A 21,962-nucleotide genomic window follows, 5' to 3' on the forward strand; every position below is an offset into this window, starting at 1 on the left:
CCGTCCCGCTGCCGGAGGCGGGGAAGCCGGTCGAGGTCGGGACGGCGGACGGGTCGCGCTACCGGATCGCGGCGGTGACCGCGGGCGTGAGCGACGGGGCGATGCCGTCGGCGCAGTCGGCGGCGCCGTCCGGGACGTCCTACCCGTACATCGAGTACCTGCTGACGAACCCGAAGGACGAGCAGGTCCTGCTGGACTTCCCGGGGGACGTGTTCGTGAAGGCGGATCTGGTGGCCGACGACGCGCGGGGGCGCTGCATGCCGCAGGCGGGGGTGCCCGAGGACATGTGCACGCCGCCGACCAAGAGCCGGGTGGTCAAGACCCTGGCGGGCGGGGAGCCGATCGCGGGGGACGGCGGCGACAAGTGGATGCCGCCCGGTTCGTCGTACCTGGTGCGGGCGACGGTCACCGTGCCGGTGGACCGCCGCATCGACGGCACGGATCTCGGCCTGTTCATCTGGCGGCAGCTCTACGTGAACGACCAGCTCGCCAAGCCGGCGCCTTTCCCGAGCTGACCGGGCCATGGAGAAGGGGCCGTCGCGCCGTGCGACGGCCCCCGGCCGGGGCGGCTCCCGGGGTCACTCCGCTTCGGGGTCATCGGCGAGGATCCCGTAGATGCGGCGGCGGGCGTCGTTGACGACGTCCAGCGCGCGCGCCTTCTGCGTCTCGCTGCCGACCGCCATCACCTGCTGCAGGGCGCCCATGAGCTGCCCGACGGCCTCGCGGCCCCGCAGGACGTTCTCGCCCGCGGCGTCGGTGACCTCCTCCCAGGGGGCGGTGGTCTGCTTGGCGGTCTCCGCGCGGCCCGTGTCGGTGAGTTCGAACAGCCGCTTGCCGCCGTCCTCGCGGCTGGTGACGAGGCCCTCGTCCTCCAGCATCTGGAGGGTGGGGTAGACCGAGCCGGGGCTCGGACGCCAGACGCCGCCGGTGCGCTCGTCCAGTTCCTGGATCATCTCGTAGCCGTGCATGGGGCGCTCGGCGAGCAGCGCGAGCAGGGCCGCGCGGACGTTGCCGCGCCGGGTGCGCCGTCCGCCGCGACCGCCGCGCCCGCCGCCCCGGTGGCCGTGCCCCCAGGGGCCCGGTCCGCCCTGGCCGAAGGGACCCATCGGGCCGCCCGGCCCGCCGGGGCCGAAGGGGCCGCCGCGCCGGGCGCGGTGTTCGAAATGCTGGAAGGGGTCCGGGCCCCCCATGTCGTGTGCATGCATCGCTCGCTCCTTCTATGATCGGTTGCGATGCATTAACGATATATCGGCAAACTGTCGTTGGCAAGCGCCGGACCGGACGGGCGCAGGAAGAAGCGCCTAGGCCCGCTTCGTCGAGGACGAGCGGGCCCGGGCGCGAACGTGCCGACGGACGTCGGGGGGAACCGGCGCGGGGGCCGGGATCAGGGGCCGGTCACCTGCAGGTGGTCGAGGATGTCGGTGGTCGCCTTGCGGTCGTCGGTCTCCTTCACCCGGATCCACAGCCCGAACTTGCCGGATTCGTGCCGCAGCCCGACCTCCGTGACCGACGCCGTCCCGGACGCGCAGCCGGTGAACCGCGTGATCGTCCCGGTGAGCGCCTTGTCGGGCGACGTGTAGTTCTCCGGCCCCGCCTGCTTGCACTGCGGGTGCCGCGCGGCGGTGGGCGGCGGGAGCCGCCCCTCCCGCATGTCGGTGGTGACGCCGATGAACACGCCCGGGACGGCCCCGTTGCCCTGGAAGCCGTCCACGCTCGTGGTCGCCCGGAGGACGGGACGCTCCTGCGGGTCGTTCAGCCCGACGATCGACGGCGCCCAGGTCTGCTCCTGCTGCAGCGGCCACGCCTTCGGCACCGCCACCTTGATCTTGCCGCCGTTGTTGGAGAGCTGGACGAAGTCCTTCGGGATCGCGTTCTTCTTCTCGCCGTCGTCCCCCGACCCGCCGCCGTCGCCGGAGAACAGGGTGCCGAGCAGGAGCCCCGCGACGACCGCGACCGCGAGCACGACCGCCGTGATCACCAGCGGCGTCCCGTACCGGCCGCCGGCGCCCTTGAGCCGCCCGAGCGGCCCGCCGCCGGCGCCGCCCGAACCGCCCTGCCCCTGCCCCTGGACGGGCGGGGGCGGCTGGAAGCCGGTCGGCGGCGGCCCGTGGCCGCCGGGGGGCGGCACCGGCCCGGGCGGCTGCCCGGCGGGGAACGCCGCGGTGCGCTGGTCGTCGGTGTTCGGTGCGGACGACGGGTGCTGCGAAGGAATCGCCACGGTGGCGCCGTCGGCGAGCCCGCCCGACGACGGCTGCGACGGCCCCGCGCCGAACGCGCCGCCGTCGCCCGGACGCGGGCCGGGGTGGTCGACGATCGTCTGGTCGCCGTCCGCGGCGGGCGGCGGGTCGAACCGCGTCCGCATGCCCGGCGGCACCGCCCCGGCCGACGACGGCGACGACGGCGCGGACGACGAAGGCGCGGGCGTCCCGTCGCCGCGGAAGTCCAGCACGGTGGCGTCCGGGTCGATCCGCGGTTCGGCGGGGGCGGCCGGTTCGGACGCGGCCGGGACGGACGGCGGCGCCTCGTCGAACATCGTCACCGGAGCAGCCGGAGCAGCCGAAGCCGGCGAGGCCGGCGCGGAGGACCGCGACGCGGCGATCCGCGCGGACGGCGGGATGAGGGTGGAGAGGGCCTCGGCGAACGCCTCGGCGGTCGGCCAGCGGTTCTCCCGGTCGACCTCCAGCGCGCGCAGGACGACCTGGTCCATCGCGGCGGTCACGCCCTCGCGCAGCTCGCTCGGCGGCGACTTCACCGGCGCCGGGCCGGGGGCGCGGCCCGCGAGCATGTGGAACGTCAGCGCGCCGAGCCCGTAGACGTCCGCGCGGACGTCCAGGCCGCCGCCGAAGCGGGCCTGCTCGGGGGACATGTAGCCGGGGGTGCCGACGGGCAGCGTGAACGCGCCGGACGCGTGCGCCAGCGCCTTCGCCAGCCCGAGGTCGGCGATCAGCAGCTTCTCGCCGCCGTCCGGGGTCGACTGGAACAGCACGTTCGACGGTTTGAGGTCGCGGTGGATCACGCCGAGCGCGTTGATCACCTCGACGCCGTAGGCGATCTCCTCGGCGAGGGCGACGGCCTCGTTGACCGGAAGCGGCCGTTCGCGCATCCGGTCGGCGAGCGTCCCGCGGTCCGCGTACGACATGACGAAGTACGGGCGTCTGTCGGGGAGCTCGCCGATGTCGTGCACTCGCACGAGACGCTCGGAGTCGGCCCGGCGCAGGATGCGCGCCTCCTCGAGGAAGCGGTTGCGCACGTCGAGGTCGTCGACGAGGCTGCCGGACAGGACTTTGATGGCCACCGGCGATTCCAAGGCGTCGTCGTGCCCGAGCCACACGGACGCGAACGCCCCGGAACCCAGGGCGCGATCGATTCGGTAACGGTCGACGTTCGGTGGGAAGGACACTCCCGTATCATGCCCAACAAACGGGGTGAGTGTGCGATCGAGCATTGAGGCACGGCATGGCATTCGATGAACGGACCGAGGAGCTGGCCCTGCGGGCCGCGCAGGGCGACCAGGCCGCCCTCAACGACCTCCTCCGCAAGATCGAGCCGGACGTGCTGCGGCACGCCGCCCGGTTCCTGCCCTGCCGGCAGGACGCCGAGGAGGCGTGCCAGGACGCGCTGCTCCAGGTCGCGCGGAACATCCACCGCTTCGAGGGACGCTCCCGGTTCAGCACGTGGCTGCACGTCGTCGTCGCGAACTCGGCGCGCTCCACCTACCGGTCGCTGAAGCGCCGCTCGGTCGAGCAGGCGGGCGAGCTGCCGCAGCAGCGCCCCGACCCGCGCCGCACCAGCGTCATCGCGGGCTCCCGCGTCGACATCCTCGACGCCATGGAGGACCTGGAGGCCCGCAAGCCCGACCTCATCCAGGCGCTCGTCCTGCGGGACGTCTCCCAGCTCGAGTACGCGGAGATCGCCGAGCAGCTCAAGCTCCCGCTCGGGACGGTCAAGTCGCGCATCCACGAGGCGCGGCGCCAGGTGCGGCAGACGCTCGGCGAGTCCTACACCTGAGCCCCCGCCGGGCCCGGGCCGGTACCGGACGCGCGTAGTGCGACGTGCCGCGAAACGTCCGGACATCCGCGGGCCGGGGGCGTCAAGGCCGGGTCATCGCGCCGCAACGATCCGTCGATGCGGCGGGCGCGGCGCGCGCGCCGCCGCGAGCATTCCGTGCATGTCACCAGGTCCCGCCGCCCGTTCCGAGCGACCGATCTTCGTCATCGGCTGCCCCCGCTCGGGGACGACGATGCTCCAGCTCATGCTGCACTCGCACCGGCGCATCGCGGTCGCCCCCGAGACCAGGTTCGTCCTCCCCGGCTATGCGCAACGGTGCGAGTTCGGTGACCTCACGGACAGTTCGAACAGGCGGGCGCTCGCCGAGTGGATCACCGATCGGCGGCAGACGAAGTTCCACGAGCTCGGCCTGGACGCCGCCGAGACCGCCGCCGGGATCGTCGCGGCGCCGCCCACGCTCGGCTCCGCGTACGGGGCGGTGTTCCGCGCGTACGCCCGCCGGTTCGGCAAGCCGCGCTGGGGCGACAAGCGGCCGAGCTACGCGCGGTACACCGGCCCGCTGCTGCGCATGTTCCCGGACGCCCAGTTCGTCCACCTCGTCCGGGACGGCCGCGACTGCATCGCGTCGCTGCAGGAGATGCCGTGGTACGACGGCGACATCCACCACGCGATCTGCGCGTGGCGGGAGGCGATCGACCAGGGCCGCCGCCTCGCGTCCCGGCTCGGCCCCGACACGTACTACGAGCTGCAGTACGAGCGGCTCGTCGCCGACCCCGCCGACGAGCTGATCCGGCTCTGCGCGTTCCTCGGCGAGGACTTCGACCCCGCGATGACGAGCCCCCAGGGCCTCGCGCGCCGGACCGTCCCGCTGCGCAAGCGCTGGCACGGCCGCACGCACGACGCCGTCACGTCCACCCAGGTCGGCTCGTGGGCGCAGCGGCTCGACCCCTGGCAGATCAGCCTGGCCGAAGCCGCCTTCGGCGACCGCCTCGCCGAGTACGGGTACGAGCCGAGCGGCCTGCCCCGGCCCGCCGCCGCGCACCTCGCCCGGTACGCCAGGGTCGGCGCGCACCGGCGGATGGCGCAGCGCAAGGAGGCCGTCCGGGAGCGGTGGCGCCGCCACCACGAGCCGAACCCGGTCGAATGCCTCCTGCCGCCCGAACGTGCCCGGCTCACGTCCGACGTGTGACCGGCCCGCCGGACCGGACGGGCGTCCGGCGGCGCGTCAGTCGAGCGCCGCGAGCTGGTCGGCGAACCAGCGCTGCGGCGGCAGCGCCGTCGCGGCCGCCGCCAGCCGGGCGCGGCGCGCCGCGCGCTCGTCCCGCGGCATCAGCAGCGCCCGGTGCAGCGCCTCCGCCGTCTGCGTCACGTCGTACGGGTTCACCATGAGCGCGTCGCCGGACAGCTCCGCCGCCGCGCCCGCCTCCCGCGACAGGACGAGCGCGCCGTCGCGCCGCGACAGCACCGGGCCCTCCTTCGCGACGAGGTTCATCCCGTCCCGGATCGGGTTCACCAGCAGGACGTCCGCGAGCCCGTAGGCCGCGAGGGAGCGCGGGTAGTCGTCGTTCACCTGGAGGATCAGCGGCTCCCACGCGGCGGTGCCGAACTCCTCGGTGATCCGCTCCGCCTCCCGCCGCACCGCCGCCGTGTACTCGCGGTACTCGGGCAGGTCGTACCGCGACGGGTACGCGAACGCCAGGTGCACCACGCGTCCGCGCCACTCCGGATGGTTCACGAGCAGTTCCCGGTACGCCGCGAGCCCGCGCACGATGTTCTTCGACAGTTCCGTCCTGTCGATGCGCACGATGAGCCGGCGGTCGCCCACCTGCTCGCGCAGCGCGCGCGCCCGCTCCGCGACGTCCGGTTCCGCCGCGCGCTCCCGCAGGGCGGGCCCGTCCACGCCGAGCCCGTGCACGCCGACCCGCGTGACGTGCCCGCCGCACGCGACCGTCCGGGCCGCGCGGTCGACGCGGGCGCCGGGCAGCAGCGCGCAGCAGTCCAGGAACGCCGAGGCCCACCGCTCGGTCAGGAACCCCGCGTGGTCGGCGCCGAGCACGCCCAGCAGGAGCTGCTCGGCGATGTCGTCGGGGAGCAGCCGGAAGTACTCGGGCGGCGCCCACGGCGTGTGCGAGAAGTGGACGATCTTCAGGTCGGGGCGCCGCTCGCGCAGCATCCGCGGCGCCAGCGACAGGTGGTAGTCCTGCACGGCGGCCTTCGCGCCGGGCGCCGCGTCCCGCGCCAGCGCGTCCGCGAACGCCGCGTTGTACGCCTCGTACGACTGCCAGTCCCGGCGCGCGCGGGCGTCAAAGTGGGGGCGGCGCGGAGTGTCGTACAGCAGGTGGTGGACGAACCACAGCGTCGAGTTCGCGATCTCGTTGTACGCGCGGTGGAACGTGGACGCGGGGATGTCGAGCATCCGCACCGCCGCGCCGCCGGTGTCGTGGCCCGCGAGGTCGATGCGCCCGTCGGGGGCCCGCCGCGCGGCCGTCCGGTCCGCGTCGCCGAGCGCCGCGCACACCCACAGGACGGCCGGGTCCGCGGCCCGTCCGGACGCCTCGTCCAGCGGGCCGCCGGGCGCCGCGCCGGGCGCCGCGCCGCCGCGGTCGTCCGGGGGCGCGCCGGTGACGGCGGCGAGACCCGAGACCAGGCCGCCGCCCCCGCGGCGCATCGTCAGCGCGCCGTCGTCGGACAGCGAGAACGACACCGGACCGCGGTTCGACGCCACCAGCACTTGGCTCATACCCGCAGAATCTCAGCTGGGGTCGCGGTGCTTCAACGTGACCCGGGAGGTAGGGGGAAGGTGGCGCGAGCGCCTGGATTAAGGGGGTTTGCGACGGGTAACCGGCTCGGATGAGCCGGACCGAGACGACGAAAACGGTGCTCGTCGCGCTGACCGCGAACCTCCTCCTCGCCTTCGCGAAGATCATCGCCGGGCTGGTGTCGGCGTCCAGCGCGATGCTCGCCGAGGGCGCCCACTCCGTCGGCGACTCCCTCAACCAGGTCTTCCTGCTGATCTCCCTGCGGCGGAGCGCGCGCCGGCCCGACCGGCGCCACCCCTTCGGCTACGGCAACGAGCGGTACTTCTGGTCCCTGCTCGCCGCCGGCGCCATCTTCGTCGCGGGCGCGGGCTACTCGATCTTCGAGGGCGTGCTGACCATGACCGGCCGCAGCCGGGACGACAGCAGCGCCGGGCTCGCGTTCGCCGTCCTCGGCCTCGCGGCCGTCCTCGAGGGGACGTCGTGGATCCGCGCCTTCCACCAGGCCCGCATGGAGACCCGCCGCAGCGAGCACGACATCGTCGAGCACGTCCGCCGGTCACCCGACATCACGTTCAAGACCGCCCTGTTCGAGGACTCCGCCGCGATGATCGGGCTCGTGCTCGCCGCCGCCGGGCTCGTCCTCCGCGAGCTCACCGGGTCCGAGTTCTGGGACGGCCTCGCGTCCGTCCTGATCGGGGTCCTGCTGGCCGGGCTCGCGTTCGTCATCGGCCGGGAGAGCAAGGGGCTCATCATCGGCCGCGCCGCCGACCCCGCCGTGCAGCGCGGCATCCGGACCGAGATCGCCGGGGCGCCCGGCGTCACCGGCGTCGAGTCCCTGCTCACCATGCACTTCGGCCCCGAGGAGCTGCTCGTCGCCGCGAAGGTCCACTTCTCCGACCACATCAGCGCCGACGAGGCCGAGGACGTCGCGGGCGCCATCGACCGCCGGCTGCGCGAGCGGTACCCGCTCGTCCGGCACGTGTTCCTCGACCCCACCCAGGCGCCCGGCGGCCCCGCGGACGGCGTCCCGCCCGTCGCCCGCGCCCGCCCGTGAGGGAGCGTGATCAAGAGCACGTGGGGGTAACGTCTCAAAGCGTGGAACCCGCCTGTCTGCGATCCGGTCAGGTGATGTAAAGTCACGCATACGAGCCCAAAGAGCGCTCGAACAACTGAATAACGCTCATCCAGAGGGGTGGAGGGACCGGCCCTGCGAAGCCCCGGCAACCACCCGGCTCGTGTGCGCTCGCGACCCCCGCGAGGCCCGCCGGGAGAAGGTGCCAACTCCGGCCTGCGACCAAGGTGGCGCAGGAAAGATGGGGAGAAAGGGCTCGCCCTCATGGCAACCACGTCTGCCACCGCCGACCTCGGCCCCGCTACCGCCCTCGTCTGCCGCGAATGCGGCGCATCCCGCGAACTCGGCCCGCACTACGCGTGCGAGGAGTGTTTCGGCCCCCTCGAGATCTCGTACGACTTCGGCGGCATCACCCGCGCCGACATCGAGTCCGGGCCCCGCAACATCTGGCGGTACCGCGGCCTGCTGCCCGTCCCGTCCGACGTCGCGTCCACCCCCAACACCGAGCCCGGCCTGACCCGGCTCGTCCGGGCCGACAACCTCGCCGAGGCCCTCGGCCTGCAGAAGCTCTGGGTGAAGGACGACAGCGGCAACCCGACCCACTCGTTCAAGGACCGCGTCGTCGCCGTCGCGCTCGCCGCCGCCCGCGAACTCGGCTTCAAGGTGCTCGCCTGCCCGTCCACCGGGAACCTCGCGAACGCTGTCGCCGCCGCCGCGGCCCGCGCCGGAATCCGCTCCGCCGTGTTCGTCCCGTCCAACCTCGAGTCGCAGAAGATCATCACGACGGCCGTGTACGGCGGCACGTTCGTCACGGTCGACGGCAACTACGACGACGTGAACCGGCTCGCGTCCGAGATCGCCGGCGAGCAGGACGAGTGGGCGTTCGTGAACGTCAACGTCCGCCCGTACTACGCGGAGGGCTCCAAGACCCTCGGCTACGAGATCGCCGAGCAGCTCGGCTGGCGGCTGCCCGACCAGATCGTCGTCCCGATCGCGTCCGGCTCCCAGCTCACCAAGATCGACAAGGCGTTCCAAGAGCTCATCAAGCTCGGCCTCGTCGAGGACCGCCCCTACAAGGTGTTCGGCGCGCAGGCCGAAGGCTGCTCCCCGGTGTCCGCCGCGTTCAAGGCCGGGCACGACGTGGTCCGCCCGGTCAAGCCCGACACCATCGCCAAGTCCCTCGCCATCGGCAACCCCGCCGACGGCCCGTACGTCCTGGACGTCGCCCGCCGCACCGGCGGCGCCATCGAGGACGTCACCGACGAGCAGGTCGTCGAGGGCATCCGGCTGCTCGCCCGCACCGAGGGCGTCTTCGGCGAGACCGCCGGCGGCGTCACCGTCGCCACCCTCCGCAAGCTGGTCGAGGGCGGCGTGCTCGACCCGGCCGCCGAGACCGTGATCATCAACTCCGGGGACGGGCTGAAGACCCTGGACGCCGTCGCCCCCGTGGTCGCGCCGAGCGCGAACATCGCCCCGTCCCTGGACGCGTTCCGCGCCGCGGGCCTCGCCTGAAAACGAAGAGGAGTCGAGCAATGAGCAGCGTGTCCGTGCGGATCCCGACGATCCTGCGCACCTACACCGGCGGCGAGTCGGAGGTGAAGGCCGAGGGCGCGACCCTGCGCGCCGTCGTCGCCGACCTGGAGGCCAGCTACTCCGGGATCTCCGCCCGCATCCTCGACGACGCCGGCAAGATCCGCCGGTTCGTCAACGTGTACGTGGGCGACGAGGACGTCCGGTTCGCCGAGGGCCTCGACACCCCGACGCCGGCCGGCGCCCAGATTTCGATCATCCCCGCGGTCGCCGGCGGCTGACGCCCGACCGCCCCGCCCGTCCCGGCCCGCCCGGCGCACGTCCGACGTGCGCCGGGCGGGCCTACAATCGCCGCCGATGCCCCCCCCGACCGCCGCTCGGCCACGCCCGCGCGGCGAGCGCGGCCGCGCTCCCGGTCGCCCTGCTCCTCCTCGTCCCCGCGGGCCTGGCCGTCGACGGCTACTTCCGGTTCCCGGGCGCCGACATCTCGACCGTCGGAACCAGCCCCTGCGGCGTCGGCTGACCCGGCTCGCTCGCACTCGGTCCCGGTGTCGGGTGACAGTGCCGCCCACGCGAAGTTTGCCGGGCGATTTGCGGGAAAATGTCGACCGTCCACAGTGGTGAATAGCGGGACATAGCAGGGCCAATTTCAGTGATCATCGCTTTTCCTGAGTGCCGCCCCGGAGGGGAGGAGCGCTTTTTCCCGATGCGGTTTTGCTGGGATGATCTTGGAGGATGCTGGCTCGGGACTTGAGTGTTGCGTCATTTCTTTCCTGGAAGAGTGGGTCTTAGTGCTCCAGCAGGGAGCGCGTCGCTTCGCAAACAGAAGGGAAAGGCATGAATCGCATTGCTCGTGCGGCGGTGATCGGCGGGATCGCGATGGGTGCGCCCATGCTCCTGGCGCCGTCGGCCATGGCGGTGGAGACCACGGCGAAGAAGGACATCACCATCTTCATCGTGGAGAACGCGACCGTCGGCCACAACGGTCCGGTCTACGTCGTCGAGAGCGGCCCTGGTGACCTCTCGTACAGCAACGTCACCGGCTCGCCCAAGGCGTCGCCCAAGGTCGGCAACGAGTCGGTCAAGACCGGCGACATCAAGACGAACCTCAAGGACGGCAAGGGCAACACCGTCGTCAACGAGATCGAGGGCACCGAGCAGGACTCGGTGAAGGGGCAGGCCGAGGAGGCGGGCGCCCACGCCAAGGCCGAGGAGGCCAAGCCGGAGGCGGCGCAGCAGGAGGCCCAGGCCGAGGCCCAGGAGGCCAAGCCGGAGGCGGCGCAGCAGGAGGCCCAGGCTCAGGACGCCAAGCCCGAGGCCGCGCAGCAGGAGGCCAAGCCGGAGGCCGCGCAGCAGGAGGCCGAGGCCGAGGAGGCGAAGCCGGCGGCCGCGCAGCAGGAGGCCAAGCCCGAGGCGGCGCAGCAGGAGGCCAAGCCCGAGGCGGCGCAGCACGAGGTCCAGGCTCAGGACGCCAAGCCCGAGGCCATGCAGCACCAGGCCCAGGCCCAGGACGCCAAGCCCGAGGCCGCGCAGCAGGAGGCCGTGCAGAACGAGGCCCTGGTCGAGGAGGCCGGCACCCCCGAGCAGGGTGCCCGCACCGGCGGTCACGGTGACAAGGGTGGCCACGGTGACAAGGGCGGCCACGGTGACAAGGGCGACCACAAGAAGGGTGGCTTCGACAACGTGTTCGCCGCGAAGCACTCGAAGGTGGGCGTGAACGGCCCGACCATCGTCGCCGAGTCCGGCCCGGGCGACCTCTCCTTCAGCAACGTCACCGGCTCGCCGGCGGCGTCGCCGAAGGTCGGGAACGAGTCGGTCAAGACCGGCGACTTCCACACCAGCCTCAAGGGCGGTAAGGGCAACACCGCGGTCAACGAGGTGGAGGGGTCCGAGCAGGACTCCATCAAGTAGTCCGCCGCCCCGCCGAACGGTGGCAGATGCTCAACGTGCCGATCACGGCCACCGACCGCAGAAGAGCAGTGCGGGCGACCGTCCCAGCCGGGTCGGCGGGGGATGATCTCGAACGGCCGCTCCGGCCTCGTCCGGAGCGGCCGTTCCCATGCCGCCTCAGTGCCGGACCGGCCCGCCGACCGGGACGGGTTCGACATGGCCGGTCGGCGGCAGCGTCCGCGCCAGTTCGAGCCCGACATCGACGAGCGACGAACGCTGCAGGCCCGCGACGTCCCGCAGCGGGGTCCAGACCGGCTCGTCGGTGTCCCCGTTCGGCTCGGGCCGGAGCCGTCCGCCGGTGACGCGGACCTGGTAGAAGACGCCGACGTTCTGGTGCTCGGGCCCGCCCGGAACGGCGCGCTCCGCCGCCGGGATCACCCTCGAGTCCACGCCCAGCAGCCGTTCGACCACCACGCTGTACCCGGTCTCCTCGGCGACCTCGCGAACGACCGCGTCGAACGGGTCCTCCGCGTGCTCCACCCCGCCCCCCGGCAGCGTCCACACGGTCGCCCCCTTCGGCGGCACATACCGGACGAGCAGCACCCGCCCGTCCTCGATGCACACGCCATAAGCCCCCAGCCGAAAACTCACCCCGACCCTCCGAACCGTCGCCGCGTTTCCAACGACATCATCCCGCCCAGCGACCGGAGAAGCGGCCACAATCCGCAAAGCCGACCGCCCGGCCCGATGTCGGCCAATATGGGGACCGTGAGCGCTCAACAGCTGCCCCCTGAGGACGTCGCCTCCTTGCTGCGCGACCTGTGCATCGAACTCGGGTTCTGCCTGCCGCCAGAGGACCATGCCGCGCTCTGCGCCTCCCCGCCGCCGGACGCCGACGCGTTCACGGAGGCGGTCTTCCGAGCCGAGGGCATGGACGCGGAACCGCACGAAACCCTGTGGCAGCAGGTCCATGAAAGGGTGGCGCGAACCTTCGAAAACAGCGACACCCCCAACCCGTGAGCGCATCGACACACTCCGCAATCGAAAGACCCGGGACCCCGCCCCCCGCGCCGTCCGTTCCGCGATGGCTCCGAGCAGGACGCCAACGGCAAGCAGCGGCCGAGCGCGTCCCGCGTTACGCGCGCAGAGCGACTCCCGACGGCCGCCCCGAACCGAATCCGGGGCGGCCGTTCGCTGTCCGGCATGCGGCGATGACCGATCGCGATGTGCCGCACCTGATCGACTTCACGGACGACCACGGCAACGGCTGTGCAGCCCGCCGACCCGCAACACCCCCGACATGCCCGGTCGGCGGCCGCCTCCGCGCCAACACCGCCGCAGTATCAGTCCTCGAACCCGCCTGCCGCCGCCCAAGCGGCTCGAAACTCTGCCGATGTGATCTCGTGCGCCGTGAATCCGGGCCGTCGGGAGATCTCGGCTACGGTGCCCACCGGGTCATCGCCCAGCCGCGTCGTCTCGCCTTCCACGAACCCGCCCGCGTAATCGAGGACGCCGTCGGGAAAGACCTCGACCTTGCGGTTCTCGTACCCGTCCTCATCGATCTCACAGAACGCGACCACAGGTCCCTCAACCGGAGCACCATTACGCTCAATCCGGATGTACCGCATTTCATCGACCATCGAATCAACGTCCGCGTCGACGACACGTCGCGCACCACCGGCGATCCGCTCCAGCACCGCGGCGACGACCTCTGGCGCAGGGACGCCCAAGGCGGCAGCGTGACGCGCCCCCTCGGATCTCCGGCGCTCCGCTTCCGCGATGTCGTCACGCATCCATTGCGGGACCACCGACCGGGGATACCTCTCGAGATCGACCGCGAGCGCCGACCCGATCGGGACATCGATGGGCGGCCGACCGTCCCGATCGAACCTCGCGTCCACATCGGTGCCACGCTCAATGGTCAGGTACATCGTGAACCAGGTCCCCGCACCCGGTGCGGACATGACGTCTCGCAGTTCCCGCACCGGCCCGGCATCGATACGACCGGGCGAGCCGTCGTACGGGCCCGCCTCCGTCCGAATGTCGATGCGGCGATGAAGCCAGTCTCCCGCGGCCATGTACACCGCATCGATACGGGTCCACCCCGCCGGCGCCCGACCGACGATCCCTTGGCCGATCTCCCGGATCAACTCGTGTCGCCTGATCGACGCGGGGCTCTCGTCGCTGGGCATTCCGATCAGCTCCGTTTCCTGTCGCGATGGCGGTCAGCAGATCTTGGACGCGACGACGCCGCACCGCAACACGTCCGAGCGAGGACGAACGCCGCCTTCGGGGGCTCGCACCGTGGTGCGGGAGCCGGCCCGCGCTGGCCAGTGCGGTCGGTAGACGAACCTTCCTTCGGAGAGGGGCGCGCAGACACCCCTGGCCAGCGAACGGACGGCCCGTACCCCCTGTCCGGTGCCGTCCGTTCCGTGATTGCTCCGCGCCGCGGCTCGCCGTTGACGCCGATCGACCGGGCGGCAACGATGACCGGCCATGGACTTGCCCCCTCCAGATGACGTCGAGATGGCGATCAGCATGCCCATGTGGCAATGGCACCTGATTGACGGCAGCGTGGACAACGAAGTGAACGTGGCGTTTGAAAACCCAGATTTCGAGGACGTGAGTGAACGGGGGCTGCGCGTCCGTGAGGCTGGCTGATACCAAGTTGCGAACATGACCCCCGGCGTGCCCGATTCCGGCAGTTGGCCGCCACCTGAAGAGATCGTCACGGTGAAGCTGAAGCGTAGCCAGTGGAATTGGGCGGTGTCGGTGCTGGAGCACTGGAACGAGATAGCGGAAGGCGTGAAAGATCACGAGGAAGCGGCTGAGGGACGTGCAGTTCGTGACCTCATCCGGGCTCGGCTGGCCTCCTGAAAAGGCCCATGCCTGACCGGCACAGTACTCATTCGCGCGCTGCTTCCCGTGCCGCATAGGGCTACCGCCGCGCCGTGCGGCGGCGCGAAGCGGCGCCGCTTCGATCTCAATAGGCAATGATCGGTAGGCCACGGGCGCAAACGCCGGAGTAGCCGGACGCTGCTTCTCGGTTAGTCGGCGCCGGGTTGCCCGTGTTCCCGGTCGATTCGTGCAAGCATTGTAGTGAGGTCGTCTCCAGTGGCTTCGCCATACATCGCCATGACGGCGCTAGGGATACGCCCTCTCTCATTCACGCTGAGCCCTTTTTCTTTTGCCCACGCGCGCAGCCTTCTCCCGTACTCGACATGTGCGATACGGCGTGCATAGGAAAGATCGGTCTCCCACTCGTCTCGTTCGTAGACGTCAGACATGGTGATCATCGTTGCATGTTCAGCAGTGCGCGCATGGTTTCGGCTGGGGTTACGGTGCGGAAGCCGGTGTCGTCGTCGTACAAGTCGGCACCGGCGTCGTTGCGGGTGGAGGGTGTGCAGCGGAAGAAGGGGCTTGTGAACGCACTTCCCTTCAACTCGTCGCGGCCAGGCTCTGCCTCGGTGGAGCACCATGCCCAGATGTCGCCGCACATGTCGTAGATCCCGTAGGGGCTGACGCCGCTGGCTCGGCGTCCGTACGACCTGCGTTCTGCGTGCCACGGCGACATACGGAGAACGGCCCTGCCGTGTACGAACGGGATCGCGGTCCGCCGCCCGGGGGATCGGCGCCCACGCCGCACGCCCCGGGCGGCGGCGCGGAGCGGCGCCGCCTCGACCGTGCCGTCGAGCAGAAAGTGCTTCCGGCACATCCGCTCGACGGGTGAGCTGGGACCCTCCTGGGCGGGTCGAGTCCTGCGGCCGGTAAGCAGTGGACGGACGACGGCCGGTTCCACCAACCGCGGGGCCTCAAGTCTCGGGCTGAAGGGGTGAAGCGTCCGGTTCCGGCCGCGGCTGAGCTGGTGGCCGTCCTGCGAGTGCACGTTGAGCGGTTCCGGACGGCCGAGGACGGACGGCTCTTCCGTAGCCAGCGGGGCAACCGGCTCGTGTCGGTCAGTTGCGAGAACGTCTGGCGGCGGGCTCGGGAACACGTCGTGACACCTGACCGACTGGCTACGCCGCTGGCTCGGCGTCCGTACGACCTGCGTCTTGCGTGCCTGTCGCTCTGGCTGAACAGCGGTTCCGTGAGTACCGGCGTACGGCCGCGCATAGTGGAGCATCACGGGGCACTCTGGACGGCCCTTCGAGGGACTCCAGCACTGGTCAGGGCGGGCTTGGGGAGGTAGATGAACCTTCCCCCGGCGAGGGTGCGCGTTGCTTGCACTCGACAGGGTAGAGTGCTAAAAAACGGTTGGCACTCCACTGTGGAGAGTGACAACTTCACAGTCTGGGTCGGGACGATGAGGTCTCGGAGCGGCGGCGGAATGGCAGTCGTCGGCCGGGGTCGTCCGTCGCGGGCGTCGGCTCGATCCGTCTAAGCCACCTTGTTCCGGGAGGACTTGGAGCCTATGGCTGCAAAGATGATCGCGTTCGACGAGGACGCCCGTCGCGGTCTCGAGCGGGGCATGAACCAGCTCGCCGACGCGGTGAAGGTGACGCTCGGCCCCAAGGGCCGCAACGTCGTGCTGGAGAAGAAGTGGGGCGCCCCCACGATCACCAACGACGGTGTGTCGATCGCCAAGGAGATCGAGCTCGAGGACGCCTGGGAGAAGATCGGCGCGGAGCTCGTCAAGGAAGTAGCGAAGAAGACCGACGACGTCGCCGGTGACGGCACCACGACGGCGACCGTGCTGGCCCAGGCGCTCGTGCGCGAGGGTCTGCGCAACGTCGCGGCGGGCGCCAACCCGATGTCGCTGAAGCGGGGCATCGAGGCCGCGGTCGAGCGGGTCAGCGAGGAGCTGTCCAAGCTGGCCAAGGACGTGGAGACCAAGGAGCAGATCGCCTCCACCGCCTCCATTTCCGCCGGCGACCAGCAGATCGGCGAGATGATCGCCGAGGCGATGGACAAGGTCGGCAAGGAAGGCGTCATCACGGTCGAGGAGAGCCAGACCTTCGGTCTGGAGCTCGAGCTGACCGAGGGCATGCGCTTCGACAAGGGCTACATCTCGCACTACTTCGTGACCGACCCCGAGCGGATGGAGGCGGTCCTCGAGGACCCGTACCTCCTGATCGTCCAGGGGAAGGTGTCGGCCAACAAGGACCTGCTGCCGGTCCTCGAGGGCGTCATGCAGTCCGGCAAGCCGCTGCTGATCATCGCCGAGGACGTCGAGGCCGAGGCGCTGGCGACGCTGATCGTCAACAAGATCCGCGGCATCTTCAAGTCCGTGGCCGTGAAGGCCCCGGGCTTCGGCGACCGCCGCAAGGCCATGCTGGGCGACATCGCCACCCTGACCGGTGGCCAGGTCATCAGCGAGGACGTGGGCCTCAAGCTCGAGAACACCACGCTCGACATGCTGGGCCGCGCCCGCAAGGTCGTCGTCGCCAAGGACGAGACCACCATCGTGGACGGCGCCGGTGACGCCAACGAGATCGCGGGCCGGGTCAACCAGATCCGCACCGAGATCGACAACACCGACTCCGACTACGACCGCGAGAAGCTCCAGGAGCGCCTGGCCAAGCTCGCGGGCGGTGTCGCCGTCATCAAGGCCGGCGCCGCGACCGAGGTGGAGCTCAAGGAGCGCAAGCACCGCATCGAGGACGCCGTCCGCAACGCCAAGGCCGCGGTCGAGGAGGGCATCGTCCCCGGCGGTGGCGTCGCGCTGCTGCAGGCCGGCACCAAGGCGTTCGACAAGCTCGAGCTGCAGGGCGACGAGGCCACCGGCGCCAACATCGTCAAGCGCGCTCTCGAGGAGCCGCTGAAGCAGATCGCCGTGAACGCCGGCCTCGAGGGCGGCGTCGTGGTGGAGCGGGTCCGCAACCTGACCCCGGGCGAGGGCCTGAACGCCGCCACCGGCGACTACGTCAACATGTTCGACTCCGGGATCCTCGACCCGGCCAAGGTGACCCGGTCCGCGCTGCAGAACGCCTCGTCGATCGCCGCGCTGTTCCTGACCACCGAGGCCGTCATCGCCGAGAAGCCCGAGAAGAACGCGGCCCCGGCGGGCGGCATGCCCGACGCCGGCGGCATGGACTTCTGATCGGGTCCACGTCCGCCCGCACCGGGTGAACGGCGCCAAGGGGGCGGTCCTGCGGGACCGCCCCCTTTCGCGTCCCCGAAAACCAGTGAACCGATCTTCGAACACGTGCGTCCGATCCTCACATTCACCGACGTCGGAAGGATCGGGATGAGCGACGCGCTGCCCCGGCTGCTGGTCGACCCGCCCTGGGAGAGGGACGCCCGCGCGTACCGCGAGGCGACCAAGGCCGCAGAGAAGGCGGTCACGCTCGTCCCGGGACTGGAACCGCCCGCCGACCGGCGCCTCGTGTGGGCGGAGGGCGAGCGGGAGGAATGGCTGCAGTTGTGCGACCGGCAGTCCTATCTCTCCGACAAAGAGAAAGCGATCCTGGAAAGCGAAGGGTGGGAGGGATTCGTCCAGGCGTATAAGGACGGGACGGTCACCTACACCCCGAACCAGTCGTACATGTTCAAGCGGGGGCCCGAGGAACTCGTCCGGCCGCTGCTGGCCGACTGGGGCACCAGCCCCAAGGGCGGCTGGGGCCCCCGGGGCGAGGATCTGAAGGCGCTGCTGGCCCGCTTCGAACTCGACGTCCACCACGTCGTGTTCCCGCACGCGAAGGTGGACCGCGGCCGGGGCTCCTACGCGCTGCTGCCCCTGCTCGACCTGGACACGGCCGTGCTGATGGCGCACTGGTTCTCCCAGGGGTCGGGCCGCCGCCTCGCCGCCGAGTGGCTCGCCCGGCACGGCGCCGACGCGGTGCCGTTCCTGGTGCCGGGCGCGCTGGGCAAGGCGCGCATCCCGCGCGACAAGGCCCGCGCGGCGCTCGCCCACATCGCGTCCCGGCAGGGCGTCCCCGCCGTGGTGGACGCCGCCCGCCCGTACGGCGACCGTGCCGCCGAGGCCGTCGAGGGGTTCCTCACCGAGGACGCCCCGCGGGACGAGCCGTCCGCGAAGCCCGCCAAGCCCGTCAGGCCGCCGAAGGCCAGCTGGCTGGACCGGGACGCGCTGCCCGAGGTCCGGCTGCTGGACGGACGGGTGCTGCCGCCGGAGGCGGTCGAGAACCTCATCGGCGCCCTCACCTTCTCGACCCTCCCGTGGTACGGGGAGCTGCGGACGCACGCCGAGCTCGGCGAGGTCCTGGAGCGGTGCGACCGCGCGTCGCTGGCCGCTTTCGGACGGGCGGTCTTCGAGCGCTGGATCGCCGAGCGCACGCCGTCCCGCAGCGGCTGGGTGCTCGACCAGCTCTGCCTGCTGGCCGACGACGACGCCGTCCGGCGGCTCGGCACCCTGCTGCTCAAGTGGCCGGGAGCGGGCAGCGACAAGCACGCCGTCCAGGTGCTGCGGGCGATCGGCACCGACACCGCGCTGACCCAGCTGCACCGCGTCGCGCAGCGCGCGTCCGCCCCCGGCCGCCGCGAGACGGCCGAGAAGTGCCTGGCCATGGTGGCGAAGGCGCGCGGGCTGTCGGCGGACGAACTCGCCGACCGGCTCGTCCCGGACCTCGGCCTCGACGACGCCGGGACGCTCGTCCTCGACTACGGCCCCCGCCGCTTCACCGTCGGGTTCGACGAGGAGCTGCGGCCGTTCGTGATCGACGAGGCCGGCAAGCACCGCACGGCCCTCCCGAAGCCCGGCGCGAAGGACGACGCCGACCTCGCCCCCGCCGCGTACCGGCGGTTCGCGGCGCTCAAGAAGGACGTGCGCGGCCTCGCCGGCGACCAGATCCGCCGCCTCGAACGCGCGATGGCGACCGGGCGCCGGTGGACCGCCGGCGAGTTCGAGCGGTACTTCGTCGAGCATCCGCTGCTGCGGCACATCGCCCGCCGGCTCGTCTGGACGACCGGCGGGACGGCGTTCCGGCTCGCCGAGGACCGGACGTTCGCCGACGCCGCCGACGCGCCGGTGCGGCTCCCGGCGGACGCGCGCATCGGCATCGCGCACCCGCTCGACCTCGGCGACGCGGTCGCGGCGTGGGCCGAGCTGTTCGCCGACTACGAGATCGTCCAGCCGTTCCCGCAGCTCGGACGGCACGTGGACGAACTCGCCGGCAGCGAGCGCGACACCGGGCGGCTGGAGCGCTTCGCGGGCGCGACCGTCCCGACCGGCGCGCTCCTCGGGCTGCTGCGGAAGGGCTGGGAGCGCGGGCCCGCCGAGGACGGCGGCGTCTTCCACTCGGTCGTCCGCCGCCTCCCCGGGGACGCGCCCGGCCTGGTCGTCGAGCTGACCCCGGGCATCGCGGTCGGCTCCGTCGACGTCTTCCCCGAGCAGACGCTGCGGGAGGTGCGGTTCACCGCGCCGCCGCGCGACACGCTCGACCCCGTCACCGCCTCCGAACTCCTGGCCGACATCGCCGGCCTGGGGTGACGTCCCCTACGTGAAGGAGTACCGGCCGTGTACCGGCTCTTCGACTCCCCGGTGCTGACCGTGGACCAGCCGCGGCGGGCCCCGTCCGCCCGCTCCGAGTACAAGGTGTTCGACGGCAACGGCACGCTGGTGGCGCGCGCCGCCGAGGACGACGTCTCGACGCTCAAGAAGACGTTCCGGGTCATCCTCGGCGACGGCGGCTCCGGCCGCGTCGTCTACGTGGAGACCCCGGACGGGCACCCGCTGCTCACCGTCCAGGCCGGGTTCGACTGGGCGCAGGTGGCGCTGCCGGACGGCGCCCCGGTCGGGATGTTCCGGAGGACGGTGAAACGCCGGCACGCCTTCGACATCCTGGACGCGGCGGAGCGCCCGATCGGCGGGATGGACGCGGGCCCCTGGCAGCGCAAGTTCAGGATCGTCGACGCGAACGGGACGCACGTCGCGCAGATGGACAAGAAATGGAAGGGGTTCGCGACCGAAATGGCGCTCAGCGCGGACAAGTACCGGCTGGAGATCCACCGGCCGTCCGCCGACCCCCTGCGCACCCTGGTCGTCATGTCGCCGATGGCGATCGACCTGATCCTCTACGAGGGCAAGGACTGGCTCCCCGGCTGACCCCCGCACGGAACCGTGGACCGTCCGGGACTTTCCCTCGCGCGCGGCCCTTGGCAGGATCGCCGCTTGGACGGCGCGGGCCGCGCGCCGTCCGCCACGGAAGCGGCCCGCGGCCGCGGGCCGGGAAGGCGGGAGGACGCGTGAGCGAAGTGTTCAGCTCCCCGGTGTTCAGGGTCGAGCAGCCCCGCAGGGGCCCGTTCGCGAAGTCGAAGTACCGGGTCATGGACGGCGACGGGACGACCGTCGCCGTCGCCGACGAGACCGACCGGCGGCGCGGCGAGGCGCTCCGCACCGCCTTCCCCGGCAAGTCGGACCTGGACGCCCGCGCGGTGCTGCTGAGCACGCCCGACGGCGAGCCGGTCCTCGTCGTCGACAAGCAGAAGGGGCGCTCGCTCACCGAGGTGCGCCGCCCCGACGGGGACGTCGTCGGGGCGTTCGCCACCCGCCGCGTCGGCCGCTTCTACGCCGTCCGGGACAAGGACGGGACGGTGGTCGGCGACGTCGAGGTGGACATCCCGCGCAACAACTTCCAGGTCCGCGACAAGGACGGGAAGAAGGTCGCGCACGTCCGCAAGAAGTGGGCGGGGGTCGTCACCCACCTGCTGACGACGGCCGACAAGTACGACGTCGAGATCTTCGACCCGGTGCCGGAGCCGCTGCGCACGATGGCCGCGGTGACCGCGATCGTCATGGACATGAACCTGCACGAGTCGAAGGACATCACCTGACCGCGCGCCTCCGGGCGGCGCGCGGTCAGGGGCGCAGCCGGTAGCCGACGCCGCGGACCGTCTCGATCCGTGCCGTGCCCAGCTTGCGCCGCAGGTACCGGATGTAGACGTCGACGATGTTCGACCCCGGGTCGAAGTCGAACCCCCACACCTGGCTGAGGAGCTGCTCGCGGGTGAGCACCTGGTCGGGGTGCCGGCAGAACACCTCGGCCAGGGCGAACTCGCGCGCGGTCAGCTCGACGGTCCGCCCGTCGATGCGGGCCCGCCGGGTCCGCAGGTCGAGGTCGAGGTCCCCGGCGCGCAGCACGGTCGCCTCCGGGATCCGCTCCGTGCGCAGCCGCAGCCGGACGCGCGCGAGCAGCTCCTCGAACGCGAACGGCTTGGCGATGTAGTCGTCCGCGCCGCCCTCCAGGCCCGCGACGGTGTCCGCCACCGTGTCCCGCGCCGTCAGGATGATCACCGGCATCGTGACGCGCTCGCCGCGGAGCCGCCGCAGCACCGTGAAGCCGTCCTGCACCGGCAGGCCCAGATCCAGGATCATCAGGTCGAACTCGCCCGTCCGCGCGTGCTCGTACGCCGACAGCCCGTCCGCCACGACCGACGTCGTGAACCCGTTCGAGCGCAGCCCCTTCTCCAGGAACGACGTGATGCGCCGCTCGTCCTCGGCGATCAGGATCCGGTTCACCGCGTCACCTCCGGAGCCGCCATGACGACCGTGGTGGCGCTCGCGTCGACCACCGGGCGCAGCGGGATGTCGAGGACGAACTGGGCGCCGCCCTCCAGCGGGCTGTGCACGCTCACCGCGCCGCCGTGCGCCTTCGCGATCGTCGCGCCGGCCTCGGAGGCGCGGGGGGCCGGGGCGCGGGCGCGCCCGCCGCCGGGGGGCGGGGCCCGGGCCGGCCGCCGCACCCCGGCGGGACCCGGGGGCCGGCGGAGTGCCGCCCCCGTCCGGCGTGCGGCTCCGCGCTGCTGGC

The 21,962-nt window shown here is 71.9% G+C and carries 22 protein-coding genes, 1 pseudogene and 1 riboswitch; of the genes and pseudogenes, 14 read left to right on the plus strand and 9 right to left on the minus strand.

Annotated elements, in window-relative coordinates:
• A pseudogene (locus DMH08_RS40425) lies at nt 1-515 on the plus strand (hypothetical protein); the annotation flags it as partial.
• A 63-nt stretch (nt 516-578) separates the two neighbouring features.
• Here DMH08_RS40425 and DMH08_RS29650 read toward each other — a convergent pair.
• Both DMH08_RS29650 and DMH08_RS29655 read right to left on the minus strand, forming a co-directional pair.
• Nucleotides 579-1,205, minus strand: a complete 627-nt coding sequence (locus tag DMH08_RS29650; RefSeq protein WP_125619186.1) for a PadR family transcriptional regulator — start codon at nt 1,203-1,205, stop codon at nt 579-581.
• A gap of 179 nt (nt 1,206-1,384) precedes the next feature.
• A complete protein-coding gene (locus DMH08_RS29655; protein WP_125619188.1) occupies nt 1,385-3,445 on the minus strand; it encodes a serine/threonine-protein kinase in 2,061 nt (686 codons plus the stop codon).
• A gap of 11 nt (nt 3,446-3,456) precedes the next feature.
• Here DMH08_RS29655 and DMH08_RS29660 point away from each other — a divergent pair, with 11 nt between their 5' ends.
• On the plus strand, nt 3,457-4,008 hold the full coding sequence (locus DMH08_RS29660; protein ID WP_026405134.1) for an RNA polymerase sigma factor: 552 nt from the start codon (nt 3,457-3,459) through the stop codon (nt 4,006-4,008).
• A gap of 160 nt (nt 4,009-4,168) precedes the next feature.
• The gene (locus tag DMH08_RS29665; RefSeq protein WP_026405133.1) at nt 4,169-5,197 is read left to right on the plus strand and encodes a sulfotransferase family protein; all 1,029 of its coding nucleotides are present in this window, start codon (nt 4,169-4,171) and stop codon (nt 5,195-5,197) included.
• A gap of 36 nt (nt 5,198-5,233) precedes the next feature.
• On the opposite strand, the gene DMH08_RS29670 is transcribed toward DMH08_RS29665, so the two are convergent.
• A complete protein-coding gene (locus DMH08_RS29670) occupies nt 5,234-6,748 on the minus strand; it encodes an alpha,alpha-trehalose-phosphate synthase (UDP-forming) (RefSeq protein ID WP_125619190.1) in 1,515 nt (504 codons plus the stop codon).
• 110 nt (nt 6,749-6,858) lie between these two features.
• Between DMH08_RS29670 and DMH08_RS29675 the strand changes: the two genes are divergently transcribed.
• The 4 genes from DMH08_RS29675 (at nt 6,859) to DMH08_RS29690 (ending at nt 11,280) form a co-directional block, all read left to right on the plus strand.
• A complete protein-coding gene (locus DMH08_RS29675; protein ID WP_051301380.1) occupies nt 6,859-7,821 on the plus strand; it encodes a cation diffusion facilitator family transporter in 963 nt (320 codons plus the stop codon).
• Between the two features lie 123 nt (nt 7,822-7,944).
• Nucleotides 7,945-8,087, plus strand: a riboswitch (SAM riboswitch).
• A 16-nt stretch (nt 8,088-8,103) separates the two neighbouring features.
• Entirely contained in the window at nt 8,104-9,351 is a 1,248-nt protein-coding gene (gene thrC, locus DMH08_RS29680; protein ID WP_026405131.1) for a threonine synthase, read from the plus strand.
• Between the two features lie 20 nt (nt 9,352-9,371).
• Entirely contained in the window at nt 9,372-9,650 is a 279-nt protein-coding gene (locus DMH08_RS29685; protein ID WP_026405130.1) for a MoaD/ThiS family protein, read from the plus strand.
• A 556-nt stretch (nt 9,651-10,206) separates the two neighbouring features.
• A complete protein-coding gene (locus DMH08_RS29690) occupies nt 10,207-11,280 on the plus strand; it encodes a hypothetical protein (protein WP_125619192.1) in 1,074 nt (357 codons plus the stop codon).
• Nucleotides 11,281-11,436: 156 nt separating this feature from the next.
• Here the strand turns inward: DMH08_RS29690 and DMH08_RS29695 are convergent, their stop codons facing one another.
• Nucleotides 11,437-11,910, minus strand: coding sequence for an NUDIX hydrolase (locus tag DMH08_RS29695; RefSeq protein WP_125619193.1), 474 nt, complete (start codon nt 11,908-11,910; stop codon nt 11,437-11,439).
• Nucleotides 11,911-12,027: 117 nt separating this feature from the next.
• On the opposite strand from DMH08_RS29695, the gene DMH08_RS29700 reads away from it, so the two are divergent.
• Nucleotides 12,028-12,279: a hypothetical protein gene (locus DMH08_RS29700; protein WP_125619195.1), complete on the plus strand. Its 252-nt coding sequence runs from the start codon at nt 12,028-12,030 to the stop codon at nt 12,277-12,279.
• 323 nt (nt 12,280-12,602) lie between these two features.
• Here DMH08_RS29700 and DMH08_RS29705 read toward each other — a convergent pair whose 3' ends face one another.
• The gene (locus DMH08_RS29705; RefSeq protein ID WP_125619197.1) at nt 12,603-13,451 is read right to left on the minus strand and encodes a DUF6881 domain-containing protein; all 849 of its coding nucleotides are present in this window, start codon (nt 13,449-13,451) and stop codon (nt 12,603-12,605) included.
• 334 nt (nt 13,452-13,785) lie between these two features.
• Between DMH08_RS29705 and DMH08_RS42500 the strand changes: the two genes are divergently transcribed.
• Both DMH08_RS42500 and DMH08_RS29710 read left to right on the plus strand, forming a co-directional pair.
• Nucleotides 13,786-13,920 carry a hypothetical protein gene (locus DMH08_RS42500; RefSeq protein WP_267898582.1) on the plus strand — a complete coding sequence of 45 codons (135 nt, stop codon included), beginning with the start codon at nt 13,786-13,788 and terminating at the stop codon, nt 13,918-13,920.
• 15 nt (nt 13,921-13,935) lie between these two features.
• The gene (locus DMH08_RS29710) at nt 13,936-14,136 is read left to right on the plus strand and encodes a hypothetical protein (protein ID WP_125619199.1); all 201 of its coding nucleotides are present in this window, start codon (nt 13,936-13,938) and stop codon (nt 14,134-14,136) included.
• Nucleotides 14,137-14,306: 170 nt separating this feature from the next.
• Here DMH08_RS29710 and DMH08_RS29715 read toward each other — a convergent pair whose 3' ends face one another.
• Together DMH08_RS29715 and DMH08_RS29720 are read right to left on the minus strand one after the other, a co-directional pair.
• Nucleotides 14,307-14,555, minus strand: coding sequence for an Lsr2 family DNA-binding protein (locus tag DMH08_RS29715; protein ID WP_125619201.1), 249 nt, complete (start codon nt 14,553-14,555; stop codon nt 14,307-14,309).
• Nucleotides 14,552-14,758 (minus strand): hypothetical protein, encoded by a 207-nt coding sequence (locus DMH08_RS29720; protein WP_199748073.1) that lies wholly within the window; start codon nt 14,756-14,758, stop codon nt 14,552-14,554. Before DMH08_RS29720 ends, DMH08_RS29715 begins: the two co-directional genes overlap by 4 nt.
• 912 nt (nt 14,759-15,670) lie before the next feature.
• On the opposite strand from DMH08_RS29720, the gene groL reads away from it, so the two are divergent.
• From groL to DMH08_RS29740, 4 genes are all read left to right on the plus strand, one after another.
• A complete protein-coding gene (gene groL / locus DMH08_RS29725) occupies nt 15,671-17,299 on the plus strand; it encodes a chaperonin GroEL (protein ID WP_026405125.1) in 1,629 nt (542 codons plus the stop codon).
• Between the two features lie 147 nt (nt 17,300-17,446).
• Nucleotides 17,447-19,645 (plus strand): DUF4132 domain-containing protein, encoded by a 2,199-nt coding sequence (locus tag DMH08_RS29730; RefSeq protein ID WP_125619203.1) that lies wholly within the window; start codon nt 17,447-17,449, stop codon nt 19,643-19,645.
• A 27-nt stretch (nt 19,646-19,672) separates the two neighbouring features.
• On the plus strand, nt 19,673-20,260 hold the full coding sequence (locus tag DMH08_RS29735; RefSeq protein WP_051301375.1) for a phospholipid scramblase-related protein: 588 nt from the start codon (nt 19,673-19,675) through the stop codon (nt 20,258-20,260).
• A gap of 140 nt (nt 20,261-20,400) precedes the next feature.
• Nucleotides 20,401-20,988 (plus strand): phospholipid scramblase-related protein, encoded by a 588-nt coding sequence (locus tag DMH08_RS29740; RefSeq protein ID WP_026405124.1) that lies wholly within the window; start codon nt 20,401-20,403, stop codon nt 20,986-20,988.
• A gap of 25 nt (nt 20,989-21,013) precedes the next feature.
• Here DMH08_RS29740 and DMH08_RS29745 read toward each other — a convergent pair whose 3' ends face one another.
• Nucleotides 21,014-21,673 (minus strand): response regulator transcription factor, encoded by a 660-nt coding sequence (locus DMH08_RS29745; RefSeq protein ID WP_026405123.1) that lies wholly within the window; start codon nt 21,671-21,673, stop codon nt 21,014-21,016.
• Nucleotides 21,670-21,962 (minus strand): hypothetical protein (locus tag DMH08_RS41975; RefSeq protein WP_233617887.1); only part of this gene is annotated, 293 nt, incomplete at its 5' end. The genes DMH08_RS29745 and DMH08_RS41975, both read right to left, overlap by 4 nt.

The sequence above is a fragment of the Actinomadura sp. WAC 06369 genome (assembly GCF_003947565.1).
GTDB classification, from domain to species: Bacteria; Actinomycetota; Actinomycetes; order Streptosporangiales; family Streptosporangiaceae; genus Spirillospora; species Spirillospora rifamycini.